Source organism: Mesorhizobium kamtschaticum (assembly GCF_056174585.1).
In genome coordinates, this window is sequence record NZ_CM149691.1 from 6,843,858 (window position 1) to 6,861,182 (window position 17,325).

A 17,325-nucleotide genomic window follows, 5' to 3' on the forward strand; every position below is an offset into this window, starting at 1 on the left:
AAGGTGTTATAGTCGAAACCATCTATGCAGCTTTCATACTGGTTGCGCCGGGGATCGGCGGCGTGGCAGTTTTGTTGGTGCGCCAGGGCTTGTGATTGTACTGAGTTTCCTGCCAACTGGGGCGTTCGGCCATGGTTGCACGTGCCGAGAACTTGCAGAGACTTTCCGACTTCGCTGATGAGATTTCCGCGTCACGGAGAAAGTGCGATCCGGAACCGGATACATCGAACTTTGTCGTGAACGGCCATTCGCTGGTCGCCATCCGTTACGCAGACGACGATCGCGGGGATCCAAACGGTCATACCGATCAGCGCCAGCCGGTGGGACGCATCGTGTGCGCCGGCACGCACTACCTGATCTATGACGCCGTCTACATGCCGGACGTTGCCACCGACCTTCCGCCTTCGGCCGCCGAAATACTGACCCGGCGCGAACTCCAGATCGCATTACTGATCGCTGACGGCAAGCTGGACAAAGAGATCGCCCGGCAGCTCGGCATCAGCGGCTACACCGTACGCGAGCATATCAGGCGAATCTTCGCGAAGCTGAATATCGGCCGGCGTTCGGCGATTGCATCCTGTGTGCTCGCAGGTCGGGCGGACTTCCGCCATGATTTGCGATAGCCCGAGAATCTGCAAGGTCTGCTTGCCGAGGCTCAAACGAGCGGCTTTTTCGAGGGACCGGCTCTGAGCAGCAGGTCGCACGCCTCGTCCGGGTCGGCCAGAATGTCGAACTCCCGGCAAAGGCCGGTCGACTTCACCTGATTCCTGAAATAGCCCAGCGCCGAAAGTCCCTCAATGGCGCCGTTGCCGATCAACGCCATGCCGGGGGTGCCGGCTGGCTGCTTTCCAACGCGGTAAAGCCAGCGATCGGGCAATGTAATCATCTCTTCATTATTGACAGAAATACAAATTTTTGTAATAAACTCTACAAAACAAGAGACCAGGTATTTCGGGGGAGGCCAATGGCGATACGCGATGTTCTGATGCGCGGGGATCTGGCGCTAACGCCGTCGGAAGAGAAGATCGTCCGACTGCTGTTGACGGACTATCCGACCTCCGGCCTCGGCACCGCTTCGTCGCTTGCCCGGCGTGCCGGCGTCAGCGATCCGACCGTGGTCAGGCTGGTCGTCAAGCTCGGCTATGAAGGCTTTCCGGATTTCCAGGCCAAGCTGCTGGCCGAGGTCGAAGCCAGGCTGCATTCGCCTTTGTTGATGATGGAGGCGAAGCGGCAAAGCGGCTCCAGCGACAGCGCCGTGCTTGCCTATCTCGATTCCGTCACCGCCGCGCTGCAGAAAGCCACCGCCGCGACGCCGGTGCAGACCTACGAACGGGCCGCCCGCCTGCTGATGGAAGCCAAGGGCGAGATCGTGCTTGTCGGCGGCCGGTTCAGCCGCCACATCGCCGGCATGCTGGCTGGATATCTCGGGCAGTTCCGCTCCGGGGTCCGCGATCTTGGCGTGCTTTCTCCCCAGGCATTCGACACGCTGGCCGACCTCGGCCGCCGCGACGTGCTCGTCGTCTTCGATTATCGCCGCTACCAGCTCGACGTGATGGCCTATGCAAGCCAGGCGGCGGCGCTCGATGTGCGCATCCTGCTTTTCACCGACCAATGGCTGTCGCCGATATCAGATCTCGCCGAGGTCACCATCGTCAGCCCGCTTGAGGTCGCCTCGCCCTACGACACGCTGGCGCCGGCGATCGCCCAGATGGAGGCGCTTACCGCCCACATCGTTTCGACGCTGGGCGACGACGCCCGGGCGCGCATCGAGAGGATCGAGAAAGTGCGGCACGCCAATGCGGTGACGCTCGACAGCGACCCGCAAGAGAACGGCAAGCGCCAGACTGGGCCAGGAAAGACATCCGAGCCACGCAAGACACCCGGACCCAAATCAGCAAAGCAGGACGACAAAGCATGACCCAAGCCTTATCCAAACAGGCCCTACCCAAGCGAGACGAAGCCTTCCGTGCCGGCGAGACCGCGCTGCTGCTCGTCGACATGCAGCGCATCTGGCTGGAGCCGGGCGCCGATCCCTCGCATCCCGAGCGCGGCCCCGACCATTATTTCTACCGCCAGACATCTTCGCAGACGATCCCCAACCAGGAACGCCTGCTGGCGGCGGCGCGGGCCAATGGCGTCGAAGTGCTGCACACCATCATCCAGAGCCTGACCGAAGACGGCCGCGACCGCTCGCTCGACCACAAGCTGACACCGATCCATGTCCCGCCGAGCCTCCCCGAGGGCCTGCCGGTTGCATCGCTGGCGCCGGTCGGCGACGAGATCATGCTGCCGAAGACCTCGTCCGGCATCTTCAACTCGACCAATGTCGACTATCTCCTGAAGAACCTCGGCATCCGCTATCTCGTCGTGGTCGGCGTGCTCACCGACCAATGCGTCGACATGACCGTGCGCGACGGCGCCGACCGCGGCTATCTCGTCACCTGTGTCGCGGACGCCTGTGCCACCATCACCCAGGAGCGCCACGACATCGCGCTCAAAGCCTTCGGCGGCTATTGCTGGGTCGCCGACACCGACACTGTCGTCGACCGTTTCAACGCTCTGGGAAAAACTGCATGACATCGACCGTCGAGCCTCTCGTTGCCGTCGTCACCACGGATCTCTCCGCCATCACGCGGGGCCGCTTCGTTGTCGAAAGCAGACTGCAGAAAACCGCCACGACCGGTGTCGGCTGGCTGCAGGCCAATCTATCGATGACGCCTTTCAATTCGATCGTCGATCCCAATCCCTGGGGCTCGTCGGGCGACCTGCGGCTGATCCCCGATCTCAAGGCGCGCTTCCGCACCGAACGGACCGGATCGCCGACGCCTTTCGACATGGTGGCCGGCGACATTGTCGAGCTCGACGGCAGCCCATGGCTCGGCTGCACACGGACCATGCTCAGGGACGCGCTGGCGGAACTGAAGGCCGCAACCGGTCTTTCCGTCATCGCCGCCTTCGAGCATGAATTCCACATCGCCGGCGGCAGCTTCGCGCCGGCGCATTCGATGTCCTTCGCCGCCCTGCGCCGCACCGATCCGTTCGCCCCCAATTTAATGGCGGCACTTGAGGAGGCTGATGTCGGACCCGAAGTGGTCATCGCCGAATTCGGCGACGAGCAGTTCGAAGTGACGCACGAGCCTGCCGACGCGCTGACGGCGGCGGATCGCGCCGTCGCCATCCGCGAGATCACGCGCGAAATGGCGCGCAATGCCGGCTGGCGCGCGAGCTTCGCGCCGAAGATCGCCCCCAATGCCGTCGGCAACGGCGTGCACATCCATTTCAGCTTCGTCGACGAGGCCGGCAAGCCGGTGACCTACGATGCGACGCAACCTGGCGGCCTTTCCGCCAAGGCCGGAGCCTTCTGTGCCGGCGTGCTGCGCCATCTGCCGGCGATAACTGCCATGACAGCGTCGAGCGTGTCGTCCTTCTACCGGCTGAAGCCGCATAGCTGGAGTTCGTCCTACACCTGGCTTGCCGACCGCGACCGTGAAGCATCGCTGCGCATTTGTCCGACGGTGACGATCGGCGGGCGCGATCCGGCACGGCAATACAATGTCGAATACCGGGCCGCCGACGCCACCGGCAATCCCTATCTGTCGCTGGCGGCGATCATCCGCGCCGGCCTTGAAGGGCTGAAGGCAGATCTGCCATCGCCGCCGCTGGTCACCGGCGACCCGACGCTGATGAGCGAGGCGGAACGGGCAAACCTTGGCCTGGTGCGGCTGCCCGAGACGCTGCTCGCCGCGCTGGACGCGCTTCTCGCCGACAAGACCGTCACCGGATGGTTCGCGCCTGTCTTCATCGAGACCTTCGTCGGGCTGAAGCGACATGAGGCCGAGCGGCTGGCCGGCCTCGATCCGGCTGCCATCTGCGATCTCTACCGGACGCTTTATTGATGACTGCGCGGACTGAAAAAGACTTGTTGCCTCAAAAAGATTGGCCCGACGCGGTCGAGATTCTCAACGAGCGCGGACGTAGCGATATCGTCCTGTTGTGCGAGCATGCGTCCAACCACATGCCGACTGAGTATCGGCAGCTCGGGCTCGATGCCAGCCATCTGCAACGCCACATCGCCTGGGATATCGGCGCCGCGGAGGTGACGCGCCTGTTGTCGGCACGGCTCGATGCAGCGGCCTTCCTCAGCGGCTATTCACGGCTGCTGATCGACCTCAACCGGCCACTGGGCACCCCGGGCAGCATTCCGGTGCTGTCGGAAGACACCGACATTCCCGGCAATGTCGGCGTCGATACAGCGGAACGGGACCGACGCGCGGAAATCATGTTTTCACCGTTCCATGAGCGGGTCGCCGCACATCTCGATCGCCGGATGGCCGAAGGCCGGCCAACGCTGATCGTGACGATCCACTCCTTCACGCCGGTCTTCCTGGGTGTCGCCAGGCCGTGGCATGCGGGCGTGCTGCATGCGCATGCAGCCGATCTCGCCGAAGCGATCCTTTCTGGCCTGCGCACGGACACGGCACTCAACGTCGCGGCCAACGTGCCCTATGTGATCAGCCGCGACGCCGATTATGCCGTGCCCATTCATGGCGACGATCGCGGCATCCCCGCCGTCCTCGTCGAGATCCGGCAGGACCTTTTGTCGACAAGGTCCGGCATCGAGGAATGGACGGATCGGCTGGCGGCGGCGCTGCCGGCACGGACGGAAACGGTCTCATGAGCAATCTCAGCCTGCGCGAGCGCGATGCCGTGACCATCGCGCAGATCGGCAAGCTGCGCTTCTCACCGCTCAGCGTCGTCGGGGGCAAGGGCAACCGGTTGATCGAGGAAGGCGGCCGCTCGCTGCTCGACCTGTCGGGATCGGCCGGCCCGGCCGTGCTTGGCTATGGTCATCCGGCCATCGTCGAGGCAGTCGAGGCCTCGATCCGCAACATGGCGGGCGCCAGTCTGTTGCTCTATCCCAATGAGCCTGCGGTCTCGCTGGCCGAACGGTTGCTCGCGATCACGCCTGGAGAAGGCGAACGACGCGTCTGGTTCGGCCATTCCGGGTCGGACGCCAATGACTGCGCGGTGCGCGTGCTGCAGGCAGCCACCGGCCGGTCGCGCTTCATCTCCTTCATCGGCTCCTATCACGGCAACCTTTCCGGCTCGATGGGCATCAGTGGCCACACCGCCATGACGCATACGCTGCCGCGGCCGGGCGTGGTGCTGCTGCCCTACCCCGATCCGTTCCGGCCGAATTTCAGCGGCGAGGATGTGCTTGCCCTGCTCGACTACCAGTTCGAGACCACCTGCCCGCCGCACCAGGTCGCGGCCGTGTTCATCGAGCCGCTGATGTCGGACGGCGGTCTGATCGTGCCGCCGCCGGGATTCCTGAAAGCGCTGCAGGAGCGTTGCCGCAAGCACGGCATCAGGATCGTGCTCGACGAGGTCAAGGTCGGGCTCGCGCGCAGCGGCATGATGCACTGCTTCCAGCATGAAGGGCTGACGCCGGACCTTGTCGTGTTCGGTAAGGGTATCGGCGGCGGTTGCCGCTGTCGGCCGTGGTCGGACCGAAGGCAATCATGGACCATGCACCGGCCTTCGCCTTGCAGACGACCTCCGGCAATCCGGTGGCGACATCGGCCGGCAACGCGGTGCTGAAGACGATCGAGAGCGTAGGCCTGGTCGAACGCTCCGCGCGGATCGGCAAACTCTTTTCCGATGCGCTGCGGGCGCTTGGCGTCAAACACGAGATCATCGGCGATGTGCGCGGGCGCGGGCTTGCCATCGGCGTCGACCTGGTCAAGGACCGCGCGAGCCGGTGCCTGCCACGACCACGGCCAAGATCATCTATCGTGGCTATGAGCTGGGGGCTGCCTTCACCTATGTCGGGCTGTAGGCCAATGTGCTCGAATTCATGCCGCCGCTGACGCTGACCGAAGACGAAGTGGCCGAGGGCGTGGCCATCGTCGACCAGGCGATCGCCGACGTGAATGCCGGCAAAGTGTCGGATGCGGATGTCGCGTCGTTCATGATGTGGTGACGGGCGCCGCGCGCTCCATCAATTTGCGCCGGCGGATCGGTCCTATCTCTCGCAGGATATGCGAAAGCCCGCGCCCCTAGCGGAGGCGCGGGCTTTTTGTCACTGTCATGCGGGCTCTTCAGGCGGCGCGCTGGCCTTGTTTGGGCTGCAAATTCTGGTTCATGCGGAACAGGTTCAGCGGGTCATAGCGCTGCTTGATCTCCAGAAGCCGCTGGTAGTTGCCGCCATAGGCCGCTTCCAGCCGGTCGACCTCGTCCTCAGGCATGAAGTTCACATAGGCTGTGCCGGCAGCATAGGGTTTGGCCGCCTCATAGAGGCTGCGCGCCCAACCGATGCAGGCCCTATCCATTGCCGGTTCGCGCCAGCGGGCATGAACATTCATGACGAAGTGTGAGCTGCGTTGTGGAAACGCCGTTGCGTTCTGCTCCACACGGCCCGCCGCACCGCCGACATGGCCGATGAATATCTCGCATTCCGGGCCAGGAAGCTCACGTATCGCTTCGGTGACGATCTCAACTGCCCTGTCGGGAAGCTGGGTGAAGTCATGGCTTTTCCAGTAGTTGCGGGCGCCGGGCGTAAGCAATGGGTCGAATGCCTGCTGCCAACCGGTGAACGGATTGGGGCCGACGACATCGGCAATCGGCGAGCCGATGGCGCGCAGCTTCTTCGTCGCCTTTTCACCTGCCTGGAGATCGCCGCAATAGCACATGGCCAGCACCAGAACATCCTTGCCGTGCCACTCGGCCGGCAGGAAGGGCAGCGGCGGCGCTTGCCGCATGACCACCCAGCAGGTCAGTTCGTCGGGAGCCGTTTCGAGCGCCTTGCGATACTCCTCCAGTACCTTCTCGGCATCGGCGAAAGGATGCACGACAAGTCCCGACAGAACCTGAGGACCCATCTGGTGGAGCTGAAACTCGAATGCCGTGACAATGCCGAAATTGCCGCCGCCGCCACGCAGCGCCCAGAACAGGTCCGGATTTTCCGTCTGGCTGGCGCGCAGCAACTTGCCGTCGGCGGTGACCACATCGGCGGAGACAAGGTTGTCGATGGTCAGGCCGAATTTGCGGGTGATCCAACCAAAGCCACCACCCAGGGTCAGGCCTGATATGCCGGTGGTCGAATTGATGCCTGTCGGCACCGCCAGCCCAAAGGCCTGCGTTTCGCGGTCGACATCGGCGAGCGTGGCGCCAGGTCCGACCCATGCCCGCCGTGCGGCGGGATCGACTCGCACCGACTTCATCGGCGACAGATCGATCATCAGACCGCCATCGCAGACGGCGCTGCCGGCAATGCTATGGCCGCCGCCGCGCACGGAGACGAGAAGCCTGTTTTCCCTGGCGAAATTCACGGCACGGATGACGTCGGAGGCGCCGACGCAACACACAATCAGCCTGGGCCGCCGGTCGACCGTGGCATTCCAGACGGTGCGGGCTTCGTTGTAGGCGGCGTCTCCCTGCTGAAGCAGTATGCCGCGCAATTGTGCCGAAAGCGCTTCTATTGCCTCGGCGTCGACTGTCGTCTTGCCGCGATCAAGCGTGGTGAGGCTCATGGTGTTCATGGTTTCCTCCCGATTTGCTTATGAGCCGATCTCCTTCAAACGCCTTTAATTCTGCTCTTATATTAGATGTTGCGCAAGTTATGCAGGCTTCGAACCGGATGGTGGGCCGCCGCTTGATGCGTATCAACGGCGGCGAACGGTCGAAGGTGACTTGGCCGACGCCGCGAAGCATGCTGGAGCAACTGACGGGAATGGCGCATGGCGGACAAAAATCTTGGCGTCTATGTCACACCAGCTAGTCCTCACTCGTCATGGGGTCGGCACCAACAGAAGGAAGCCAACCATGACCGCAAAAATCGACCTCTTTGCCGCTGCCCCTGTGCTGATGAAGAACTGGCAGCGCTCCTCGATCGAGCTCTCCGCCGCCGCCAGCCTCGAGCACAGCCTCACCGAACTGGTGAAGCTGCGTGCCTCGCAGATCAATGGCTGCGCCAACTGCATCAATCTCCACGCCACCGAGGCGCGCGAGAACGGGGAAACCGAGCAGCGCATCTACCTTTTGCCGGCCTGGCGCGAGGCGCCCTGCTACAGCGACCGCGAACGCGCGGCACTCAACTGGACAGAGGCCTTGACCCGCCTGTCGGAAGGTGCTGGCCATGCGAGCGCCTATGAAGAGCTGAAGGCGCATTTCACGGAGGAGGAGCAGATCAAGCTCACCTTGACGATCAACATCATCAACGCCTGGAACCGTATCGCCGTCGGTTTCGGCCTGTATGCCGACCCGGCTTCCATCAAGGCTGCCAGGGCGGCCGCAGCCTGATGACGAGCTCAGCGCCCGACGATGCGGCAGCGGGCTTCGGCCCGCTACGCCCGAAGCTCATGCGCGTCGCCTACCGCATGCTCGGCTCGGTGTCGGACGCCGAGGATGTGGTGCAGGAGGCCTTCATCCGCTGGATGAAGGCCGATCGCGCCGCGGTGCGCGAACCCGAGGCATTTCTGCGCCGCACGGTGACGCGGCTCTGCCTCGACCAGCTCAAATCCGCGCGGCACAAACGTGAGACCTATGTCGGCCCCTGGCTTCCCGATCCCGTGGTGGAAGAGGACGAGGTGGAAGACGTCACCTTGCCGCTGATGCTGGCGCTGGAGCGCCTGTCGCCGCTCGAGCGGGCGGCCTTCCTACTGCACGATGTGTTCGGGCTGGGATTTGACGAGGTCGCGGCCGCCGTCGAGCGCGACCCGGCGGCCTGCCGCCAGTTGGCGGCCCGGGCGCGCGGCCATGTCCGCGAGGCACGGCCCCGCTTTGCGGTGGAACGGCAACATGGCCTCGAACTCGCCGAGGCTTTTTTCACGGCGTCGCGCAGCGGTGACATGAAGGCGCTTGGCACCATGTTGAGCGCCGATGTCATCGCCCATGCCGACGGCGGCGGCAAGCGTCCGGCGGCCACCGAACCGGCCCTGGGCTTCGATGCCGTGATGACGCAGTACGAACGCGTGGCGGCCTGGTTGCGCACGCACGGCTCGAAACTTGTCCGCGTCGGTTTCATCAACGGATTGCCGGGGTTCGTCACCCTGGAAGCCGATGGCGAACTCCAGACCACCGCACTCGACATCGAGGACGGGAAGATCGCGGCGATCTATGTCGTGCGCAACCCCGACAAGCTCAGGCATCTTCACTAAGCGTCAAGCCAGTCCGAACTTCTCCACGGCGCGCATGATGCCACGCAGTTCGGCGAGGCCTTTCAGCCGGCCGATCAGCGAGTAGCCGGGATTGATCTTCTTCTTGCCGATGTCGTCGGCGAGCAGATGGCCATGGTCCGGCCGCATCGGGATGCGCCAGTCGGCACGGCCCTCCTTGCGGCGGCGTGCCTCCTCCTGCATCAGAGCGAGGATGACATGCGCCATGTCGGTGCCACCCTCGAGATGCTCGGCTTCATAGAACGAGCCGTCCTCCTCGATGGTGATGTTGCGCAGATGGACAAAATGGATGCGGTCGGCGAATTCCTTGACCATGGCGACAATGTCGTTATCGGCGCGCGTGCCGTAGGAACCGGTGCAGAAGGTCAGCCCATTGGCCGGGCTGTCGACGGCGTCGAGGATGAAACGCGCATCTTGCGCGGTCGAGACGACGCGCGGCAGGCCATAGAGCGAAAAGGGCGGGTCGTCGGGATGGATGCACATGCGCACCCCTTCCTCTTCCGCCACCGGGATGATCTCGCGCAGAAACCAGGCAAGGTTATCGCGCAACTCCTTCGGCCCGATCCCATCATACTCCGCCAAAGCCTCGCGGAAACTGTCGCGGTCATATTTGCGCTCGGTTGCCGGCAGGCCGGCAATCAGATTTCGCTCGATCTGGTCGACCTGCTCCGATGTCAGCGCCTTCAGCCGCGTCTCGGCCTCGGCGATACGCGCCGGCGTATAGCTGGCGGCGCCGTTCTTGCGCTGCAGCACGAAGAGATCATAGGCGGCAAAGTCGATGGCGTCGAAGCGCAAGGCGTAGCCGGTTGTCGGCAGGCGATACATGAGGTCGGTGCGCGTCCAGTCCACCACCGGCATGAAATTGTAGCAGATCGTCTTGATGCCGGCCCGGGCGAGCGTGCAGATGCTGTCGCGATAGTAGCCGGCATAGCGCTCGCGTTCGGGCGCGCCGATCTTGAAGGAATTGTGGACCGGGATGCTCTCGACGACAGACCATGTCAGGCCGGCGGCCTCGATGATGCGTTTGCGCTCGAGCACATCGGCTTCGGGCCAGGCCCGGCCATCGTAGATGTGGTGAAGTGCTGAAACCACGCCGGTGGCGCCAGCTTGTCTGACATGATCGAGTGTCACCGGATCATCCGGACCATACCAGCGCCAGCACTGTTCCATTGCCACTTTCCTTTTTGCGAGAGACCGGCAACCTATTGTTTGACGACGATGAGTGTCAAACTCAGAACCAGGTTTTTCGATAGCGCATGAAGGAGTTCCCGCGATGAAGGATTTCGACGGCAAGGTGGCATTGGTGACGGGGACGACCGGCATCGCGCTCGCCACCGCAAGACGGCTGGCGCAAGGCGGTGCGGCGATCATCGCCTGCGGCATCGACCGGGCCGCCAATGCCGCCATGCAGGACAGCCTTGCCAAAGCCGGAGCGAATGCGCTGGTGCAGACTGTGGACGTGTCCGTTTCCGATCAGGTGCGCGATGCGGTCGCGGCCGGCGTCGCGAAATTCGGCGGCATCGACGTCATCGTTAATTCCGCCGCGGTCCATCCCTACGGAACCGCAACGACAACGGATTGGGAGACCTGGAACCGGGCGATGACGGTCAATGTCGGATCGATCTACCTGACCGCCCATTTCGGCATCCCGGAAATGATCAAGCGCGGCGGCGGCGCCATCGTCAACGTCGCCTCAGTGCAAGGTTTTGCCTGCCAGCAGAACGTCGCCGCTTATGCCACGACCAAGGGCGCCATCCATACGCTGACCCGCTCGCTGGCGCTCGACTACGCGGCATCAGGCATAAGGGTGAATTCGGTGAGCCCAGGATCGATCCGCACGCCGATCCTGGAGAAGGCCGCGCGCGGCGACAATGGCAGCGATGCCGATGTCGAAGAGGCCTACAGGCGCTTCGGCGCGGCGCATCCGCTTGGCCGCATCGGCGAGCCGGAGGAAGTCGCGGAGCTCATCGCTTTCCTGTGCTCGTCCAAGGCCGGCTTCTGCACCGGCGCCGACTACAAGATCGATGGCGGCCTGACCGCCGGCATCGGCGTGAAGTAGACGTATGACGATCGGCATGGCCTTCACCGCCGGCACGATGCTCAGGGGTTTTGGGAGCGCAGTGTCCGCAAGGTTATCGAATAGCGGTGTTCGGCAAGCGGCGGGATGCTGTGCTCCCATTCGATCCGTGAAGACCCGGTCATGAGATAGGCCGACCTTGGCTCGACGATGATGGTCCGGCGCTCCCATTTGTCGCCGCTCTTTCGCCGCAGCCGAAAGCCGCAAGGCGCCAGCAGCGAAACGCCGGCGACGTCCTCGAAATGCGGCTTGTCGCGATGCCAGCCGATACCGGCGCCAGGCCGGTATTCATTGATCAGCACCTGCGCGAAGGCCTCGGCTGGCCGGCGCGCAAAGGCCGCGACCTTCTCGCGCACAGGCAGCAGGAAATCAGGGATCGGCGCCGCCTCGACGACTTCACGCCGGTCATAATCGTAGCGCAGGCCAAACCCGACGACACGCCGGTTTGCCAGATGGCCATGGAAATCGAACGCCTCGAACGGCAATCCTTCGAGATGCCGGGCGAGCTCTGCTTCTTCCTGCGGCGTGATCAATCCGGGTTGGTAGGCGAAACCTTCGGCAACTCCTCAGCATCGCCAAAGAGATCGTGCTGGAATGCCAGAGCGGGGCCGGTGACTTTCGATTTGAGCGGCGACATCCCGCCTAGATGGTGAGGGCCGGACCACAAGGCAATACGGAGCCACGCTTGGTGCGCGACAGATAGTGCGCTGGGTAACGGCAGGGAACCGGACCATGGCTGGCGGATTTATCTGGCTGAGCAGTCAGGTGCCAGCATGCCATCGACCGCGATCCGAAACACCCAATACGATCCCGCTACCAGAACGCTCTCCGTCTGGTTCGTGCCGAGCGGCCATCGCTATGACTATGCGGACGTTGCCCCGGCAACCTATGCGGCTTTCAAGAAGGCTGCCTCGAAAGGCCGCTTCTTCAATGAGTTCATCCGCGATCGCTACAGCTACCGTCGCGTGGCATGATGCGGAAGCAGGGTCAGCCCGTCACGCCTTCTTGTTGAGCTCCGCGGGCGCCTTGTCCGGCGCCGGTTCCCAACCAAAGACACTGCGGCCGCCAAGCAGATGCGACTGGTCGAATTCGCCGGCGACAATTTCCTTCAGGCTGGGGCCGGTGACATAGTGCTCGACCTGTCGCGACTGGTCGTCAAGCCGCTTCAGCGCGCCGATCTCCTCTTCGCGGCCAAGCCTGGCCTTCTGCACGGCGGACTTCAGCACGCCGATCGTCTCGTCATAGACCTTGAGTGGAACAGGAAACGGATGCCTGTCCTTGCCGCCATGGGCGAGTGAGAAACGGCCGGGATCGGAAAAACGGCACGGCGCGCCATGCACCACTTCAGCAACGAGGGCCAATGCGCGCACGGTGCGCGCGCCCACGCCGGGAACCAGCAGAAGCTCGGAGAAATCCGCCGGGCCACGCTCCGCGGCCGCCGCCATGTTTCCATGCAGGCGGCGCATCACGACATCGCTTTCGCGCACATCATGGTGAGCCGGCATGACCAGATGCGGCAGCAGCGGCTGCTCCGGAGCCGAAGCGGTATCGGGATGCAAAGCAGCGAATTCCCGCAGGATGCGATCCGGGCCGAGATCCTGGAGCAGATCCAGCTGTCCCTGGCGCGAGGCCTCGGCGCGGCGGTCGGTCAGGTTGACGATCTCGCCCTGGTTGGCGCCCTCGATGGCGGCGTGCGGCTGATCGACGAAGCTCTTCAGACCTTCGGACAGCCAATGGTAGCGGCGCGCCACCTTGCTGTCGCCGTTCATGCCTTGCTGCACCACCACCCAGTCGCCGTCATCGGTGACGATGAAGCCATGCAGATAGAGGTCGAAGCCATCCTGAACGGCGGCGCTGTCGACCTTGGCGACAAGCCGGCTGACGGTTGCCAGGCGCGCTCCGTCGAAGCCGATGCGCTCGCCGATGGCGGCCAGTTCATGCGGGGTTTTGCGCGAGTGCGCGCCACGGCCGCCGCAGACATGGATGCCGAGTTCGCCCGACAGCGGCGTGAGGCCGCGTTTCAGGGCGCCGACGACGCTGGTCGTGATGCCGGACGAGTGCCAGTCCATGCCCATGACTGCGCCGAAGGACTGGAACCAGAACGGATGCGCCAGGCGCCGCAGCAATTCGTTGCGGCCATAGTGATGGATGATCGCCTCGCACATGACGGCGCCAAGGCGCGTCATGCGGTCACCCAGCCATTTCGGCACGCGTCCGCCGTGAAGTGGAAGATCCGCACTGCCCGATCGTTGCGCCAAATCCGTTGCCTGTTCCGGTGTCTGTGCACACAGATAGGCATCCCGGGCCACGCAGGAAAGCTTTGAATGCTCCCGCTCGAATTGGCCGATGGACCAATCGGTCTTAGCCCGATCGTGGGCGCAGCGCTTCCGGCTATCGCACCACGCGTTTCTCAAGCTTGCGGGCCAAAGTGCGCCGGTGCAGGCCGAGCCGGCGCGCGGTTTCGGAGATGTTGAAGCCGGTCTCGACGAGCGTCTCGTGGATGCGCTCCCATTCGAGGTTCTTGATCGAGGTGGGACGGCTGCTCAGCGACACGGAAACATCGCCCTCGGCGCGGCCGAAGGCGGCTTCGATGTCGTCGGTGTTGGCGGGCTTGGCCAGATAGTGACATGCGCCGAGCTTGATCGCCTCGACCGCCGTGGCGATGCTGGCGAAGCCGGTCAGCACGACGATCCTCATCGAAGCATCGCGGGCGCTGAGCAGCTTGACGCATTCCAGCCCGGAGCCGCCGGCGCCAAGCTTGAGATCGACGACGGCGTAGGCCGGAACCGCTGTTTCGAGGGCGCGAGCCAACTCTTCCCTGCCGTGGCAGACCACAACGTCGTAGTCGCGCTTTTCGAAGGAGCGTTTCAGCGTCTTCGCGAAGGTGGCGTCGTCCTCGACGATAAACAGGGATCGATCAGGCCTCATGATCATCTCCATCGGTCAGTGCCGCCAGCGGCAGCGAGAGCGTAACACAGGCCCCCTGCTCCATGTTACGCGCCGAAAAGTCGCCTCCCAGCTTTCGAACCACGTTGACGACGAGGAAAAGGCCAAGGCCGCCGCCCGGCCGTCCCTTGCTCGACATATAGGGCTGGCCCAGTGCCGCCAGAATAGCCTCGTCGAAACCCGGCCCACGGTCGCGCACCGAAATAACCAGTTTCTCGCCCTGCCGCTCGGCAGTGACGCCGACCCAATCGGGCGAGGCTTCCTGGGCGTTGTCGAACACGTTGAAGATGACCTGCTTCAGCGCCGTGTCGGAGACGATCTGCTCGTCGGGGTCGAAATCGTTGCTGTACTCCAGATTGAGCGGCTGGCGGCTGCCGCGCCACTCCCGGACAAGATCGTCGATGAAATGGCGGATGCTGGTGCGGATCGTGCCTTCGCCCCGCGCCTGCCCCGAAGACATGAGGATGCCCGACACGATGCTTTTGCAGCGCTCGATCTGCGCCTGCATTTCGGCCACGTCCCCGGCCAGCTCGCGGTTGCGGGTGACGCTGCGCGTCTGGCGCCAGTCGGAGAGGATGACGGAGATGGTCGAAAGCGGCGTGCCCAGTTCATGCGCGGCACCCGAGGCGAGCAGGCCCATGCGCACGATGTGGTCCTCCTCGGCGGAATGCTGGCGCAGATCAGCGAGATAGGCGTCGCGTTCGCGCAGATTGCGGTTGATGCGCGTCATGAAGATGACGATCAGGCCCGCCGCCAGCACGAAGCAGATGAACATGCCCCTGATATGCAGGGCCAGCAGGTCGCTGCCGCCGTGATGCGGAATGGCGATCGGCTGGAACTGAAAGGTGAGGAAAACAAAGCAGGCGGAAGCGGCCGCCACCAGGATCCAGGTGGACCAGGGTGTCAGCAGCGCGGCGCCCAGCGTGATCTGCAGCAGGTAGAGCGACACGAACGGGTTCGAGGCACCGCCGCTTAGGTAAAGCTGGGTCGTCAGCGCCGCCATGTCGAAAATGAGCGCGACAAACAGCTGTGCGTTGCTGATCGGGCGCCGGCCGCGCGAAGCCAGCAGGCTGAAAATGTTCAGCCCGACCAGGAAAAGCACGACGCCGGCCATCTCTGGCAGCGGCAGCGGAATGTCGAACCAGTATTCCGTCGCCAGAATGGTGAGCACCTGACCGGCCACCGCCAGCCAACGCAGCTGGATGAGCAGGAGCAGGTTTTTACTGTTCGCCGCGTCGGGATCCGAGACCGCGCCGTTGCCCGCAAGGGATACCGCGAAGGATTTGTCGTTGCGAAGGGTTTGCGTCGGGACGCTCATCTTGCCGGTCCTCGCCGCCAGCGGCGGCCGATGATCGGCGCGGCCAGGGCTGCGGCGAGCATCGCAACGAGCGTGAACCAGGTCAAAGCATAGACAAGGTGGCTGTTGCGGAAATTGACGACAGTCAGGCCGCCGCGCGGCCAGTCGCCGGATGCCTCCGCATCGACGAAATAGGGAGCGGCGTCGGTCAGGCCGTGCGTGGTGGCGATTGCCGCGACGTCCCGCGAATACCAGCGATTGCCCGCCACGTCGTTGTTGCGCAGAAAGCCGCCGCCGGGCTCGCTCATGCGCAACAGCCCGTCAATGACGGCCGGCGATGTGCCGCCGCCGTTCTCCTGTTCGAACTCGGCCTTGCGCTCCTGGGGAATGAAGCCGCGGTTGACCAGCACGACGAAACCGCGGTCGGTTCGCATCGGCGTCAGCACCCAATAGCCACCGCCAAGCTCCGTCACCGCCTGCACCAGCGTGTTCTCGCCGCCCAGAAACCGCCCGGCCAGTCGCACATGGGTGTACTCGTTGGCGGCCGCGGTCATGCCGTCCCAGTTCCCCGGACCTGGCGCATCGACAACGGGAGCATGGATGCGCCGGTCGACGCGGGCGATCAGGTCGAGTTTCCAGACGCGCCTTTCCAGCTGCCAGATACCGAGCCCGAGAAACACCAGCACGCCGAGGAGCCCGAGCAGTGCGAGGAAGAGCCGCGACGCGGGCGATCTGCCGGCGTCCTTTCCTGGCGCGGCGGGCAAGCCAATGCCGGCCGACCCGATCCGTGCCTCGGCGATGGTCCTCCCCGCGCCCGGCGCCGGACTCATGGCATCTCGCGCATGTCGTGCAGCCCCGGCATCATGTTGGCGTTGAGGTGGTACATCACCCAGAGCGAGCCGGTCAGCACGATGACGACCAGGATCAGCGTGAAGATCAGGGCCAGCATCGACCATCCGCCCTCCGAAGCGGTGTTCATATGCAGGAAGAAGACCATGTGGACGACGATCTGCACCACCGCGAAGGCCATGATGACGATGGCCGTGGCCTGCTTGTTGTCGATGGCGCCGCTCATGACCAGCCAGAACGGAATGGCGGTCAGGATCACCGACAGGATGAAGCCGATCAGATAGCCCCTGAACGATCCGTGCGCGGCTCCGCCATGGGCGTCGCCGTGACCCTCGGCATGATCATGAGCGCTCATCGCAACATCCCCATCAGGTAGACGAAAGTGAAGACGCCGATCCAGACGACGTCGAGGAAATGCCAGAACATCGAGAGGCACATCAGCCGGCGGCGGTTCGCCTCGGTAAGGCCGAACCGGGCGACCTGCGTCATCAGCGTCACCAGCCAGACGATGCCGAAGGTGACATGCAGGCCGTGCGTGCCGACAAGCGTGAAGAAGGACGACAGGAAGGCGCTGCGCTGCGGCGTGGCGCCTTCGTGGATCATGTGGGAGAACTCGTAGAGCTCGATGGACAGGAAGGCCAGGCCGAACAGGCCGGTCACGGCAAGCCAGGCCTGGGTCGCCGCTACGCGACCCTTGTCCATGGTCAGCATGGCAAAGCCATAGGTGATCGAGGAAAAGAGCAGCATGGTGGTGTTGACAGCCACCAGATCGAGATCGAACAGGTCCTTCGGCGCAGGTCCCGCCGCGTAGTTGCCGCCGAGCACGCCATAGGCCGCGAACAGCATGGCGAAGATCAGGCAGTCGCTCATCAGATAGAGCCAGAAGCCGAGCATGGTGCTGCTGCCTTCAGCGTGCGCATGCTCTTCTTCCAGGTGGAAGACCGGTTCGGTGCCGGCCGTGGTTGCTATCGAAGCCATGC

Annotated in this window: 19 protein-coding genes and 1 pseudogene; 10 read left to right on the forward strand and 10 right to left on the reverse strand. The window is 63.9% G+C overall.

Annotated elements, in window-relative coordinates; all coding sequences use genetic code 11:
* Positions 1-131: 131 nt before the first annotated feature.
* The gene (locus tag AC0V7N_RS33795) at positions 132-623 is read left to right on the forward strand and encodes a LuxR C-terminal-related transcriptional regulator (RefSeq protein ID WP_475453033.1); all 492 of its coding nucleotides are present in this window, start codon (positions 132-134) and stop codon (positions 621-623) included.
* A gap of 32 nt (positions 624-655) precedes the next feature.
* On the opposite strand, the gene AC0V7N_RS33800 is transcribed toward AC0V7N_RS33795, so the two are convergent.
* Positions 656-877 (reverse strand): hypothetical protein, encoded by a 222-nt coding sequence (locus AC0V7N_RS33800; RefSeq protein WP_475453035.1) that lies wholly within the window; start codon positions 875-877, stop codon positions 656-658.
* A gap of 87 nt (positions 878-964) precedes the next feature.
* On the opposite strand from AC0V7N_RS33800, the gene AC0V7N_RS33805 reads away from it, so the two are divergent.
* The 5 genes and pseudogenes from AC0V7N_RS33805 (at position 965) to AC0V7N_RS33825 (ending at position 5,983) form a co-directional block, all read left to right on the forward strand.
* On the forward strand, positions 965-1,918 hold the full coding sequence (locus AC0V7N_RS33805) for a MurR/RpiR family transcriptional regulator (RefSeq protein ID WP_475453037.1): 954 nt from the start codon (positions 965-967) through the stop codon (positions 1,916-1,918).
* Positions 1,915-2,577, forward strand: a complete 663-nt coding sequence (locus AC0V7N_RS33810; protein ID WP_475453039.1) for a cysteine hydrolase family protein — start codon at positions 1,915-1,917, stop codon at positions 2,575-2,577. The genes AC0V7N_RS33805 and AC0V7N_RS33810 overlap by 4 nt, the downstream gene beginning before the upstream one ends.
* Positions 2,574-3,896 carry a type I glutamate--ammonia ligase gene (locus AC0V7N_RS33815; RefSeq protein ID WP_475453041.1) on the forward strand — a complete coding sequence of 441 codons (1,323 nt, stop codon included), beginning with the start codon at positions 2,574-2,576 and terminating at the stop codon, positions 3,894-3,896. The genes AC0V7N_RS33810 and AC0V7N_RS33815 overlap by 4 nt, the downstream gene beginning before the upstream one ends.
* Positions 3,896-4,678 carry an N-formylglutamate amidohydrolase gene (locus AC0V7N_RS33820; protein WP_475453043.1) on the forward strand — a complete coding sequence of 261 codons (783 nt, stop codon included), beginning with the start codon at positions 3,896-3,898 and terminating at the stop codon, positions 4,676-4,678. Before AC0V7N_RS33815 ends, AC0V7N_RS33820 begins: the two co-directional genes overlap by 1 nt.
* Positions 4,675-5,983 (forward strand): annotated as a pseudogene (locus tag AC0V7N_RS33825) (aspartate aminotransferase family protein). The gene AC0V7N_RS33820 and the pseudogene AC0V7N_RS33825 overlap by 4 nt, the downstream one beginning before the upstream one ends.
* Positions 5,984-6,101: 118 nt before the next feature.
* Here the strand turns inward: AC0V7N_RS33825 and AC0V7N_RS33830 are convergent.
* On the reverse strand, positions 6,102-7,541 hold the full coding sequence (locus AC0V7N_RS33830; protein ID WP_475453045.1) for an FAD-binding oxidoreductase: 1,440 nt from the start codon (positions 7,539-7,541) through the stop codon (positions 6,102-6,104).
* A gap of 283 nt (positions 7,542-7,824) precedes the next feature.
* Here AC0V7N_RS33830 and AC0V7N_RS33835 point away from each other — a divergent pair, with 283 nt between their 5' ends.
* Positions 7,825-8,301, forward strand: a complete 477-nt coding sequence (locus AC0V7N_RS33835) for a carboxymuconolactone decarboxylase family protein (RefSeq protein ID WP_475453047.1) — start codon at positions 7,825-7,827, stop codon at positions 8,299-8,301.
* Positions 8,301-9,158, forward strand: coding sequence for a sigma-70 family RNA polymerase sigma factor (locus AC0V7N_RS33840; RefSeq protein WP_475453050.1), 858 nt, complete (start codon positions 8,301-8,303; stop codon positions 9,156-9,158). The genes AC0V7N_RS33835 and AC0V7N_RS33840 overlap by 1 nt, the downstream gene beginning before the upstream one ends.
* 3 nt (positions 9,159-9,161) lie before the next feature.
* Here the strand turns inward: AC0V7N_RS33840 and uxuA are convergent, their stop codons facing one another.
* Entirely contained in the window at positions 9,162-10,346 is a 1,185-nt protein-coding gene (uxuA, locus tag AC0V7N_RS33845) for a mannonate dehydratase (protein WP_475453052.1), read from the reverse strand.
* Between the two features lie 103 nt (positions 10,347-10,449).
* Between uxuA and AC0V7N_RS33850 the strand changes: the two genes are divergently transcribed.
* Positions 10,450-11,235 carry an SDR family NAD(P)-dependent oxidoreductase gene (locus AC0V7N_RS33850; protein WP_475453054.1) on the forward strand — a complete coding sequence of 262 codons (786 nt, stop codon included), beginning with the start codon at positions 10,450-10,452 and terminating at the stop codon, positions 11,233-11,235.
* A 41-nt stretch (positions 11,236-11,276) separates the two neighbouring features.
* Here the strand turns inward: AC0V7N_RS33850 and AC0V7N_RS33855 are convergent, their stop codons facing one another.
* Entirely contained in the window at positions 11,277-11,786 is a 510-nt protein-coding gene (locus tag AC0V7N_RS33855) for an alpha-ketoglutarate-dependent dioxygenase AlkB (protein WP_496627585.1), read from the reverse strand.
* Between the two features lie 240 nt (positions 11,787-12,026).
* Here AC0V7N_RS33855 and AC0V7N_RS33860 point away from each other — a divergent pair, with 240 nt between their 5' ends.
* Positions 12,027-12,227, forward strand: coding sequence for a KTSC domain-containing protein (locus AC0V7N_RS33860; protein ID WP_258585622.1), 201 nt, complete (start codon positions 12,027-12,029; stop codon positions 12,225-12,227).
* A gap of 21 nt (positions 12,228-12,248) precedes the next feature.
* Here AC0V7N_RS33860 and AC0V7N_RS33865 read toward each other — a convergent pair whose 3' ends face one another.
* The 6 genes from AC0V7N_RS33865 to cyoC all read right to left on the reverse strand — a co-directional run bounded on the left by AC0V7N_RS33865 (position 12,249) and on the right by cyoC (position 17,323).
* Entirely contained in the window at positions 12,249-13,511 is a 1,263-nt protein-coding gene (locus AC0V7N_RS33865; protein WP_475453058.1) for a DUF763 domain-containing protein, read from the reverse strand.
* Between the two features lie 133 nt (positions 13,512-13,644).
* Entirely contained in the window at positions 13,645-14,181 is a 537-nt protein-coding gene (locus AC0V7N_RS33870) for a response regulator transcription factor (RefSeq protein WP_258585623.1), read from the reverse strand.
* Positions 14,171-15,517, reverse strand: a complete 1,347-nt coding sequence (locus AC0V7N_RS33875; protein WP_475453060.1) for an ATP-binding protein — start codon at positions 15,515-15,517, stop codon at positions 14,171-14,173. The genes AC0V7N_RS33870 and AC0V7N_RS33875 overlap by 11 nt, the downstream gene beginning before the upstream one ends.
* Positions 15,514-16,326, reverse strand: a complete 813-nt coding sequence (locus tag AC0V7N_RS33880) for an SURF1 family protein (protein ID WP_475453062.1) — start codon at positions 16,324-16,326, stop codon at positions 15,514-15,516. Before AC0V7N_RS33880 ends, AC0V7N_RS33875 begins: the two co-directional genes overlap by 4 nt.
* Positions 16,323-16,700, reverse strand: a complete 378-nt coding sequence (cyoD, locus tag AC0V7N_RS33885; protein ID WP_475453064.1) for a cytochrome o ubiquinol oxidase subunit IV — start codon at positions 16,698-16,700, stop codon at positions 16,323-16,325. The genes AC0V7N_RS33880 and cyoD overlap by 4 nt, the downstream gene beginning before the upstream one ends.
* Positions 16,697-17,323, reverse strand: a complete 627-nt coding sequence (cyoC, locus tag AC0V7N_RS33890) for a cytochrome o ubiquinol oxidase subunit III (protein WP_475453066.1) — start codon at positions 17,321-17,323, stop codon at positions 16,697-16,699. The genes cyoD and cyoC overlap by 4 nt, the downstream gene beginning before the upstream one ends.
* Positions 17,324-17,325: the final 2 nt, after the last annotated feature.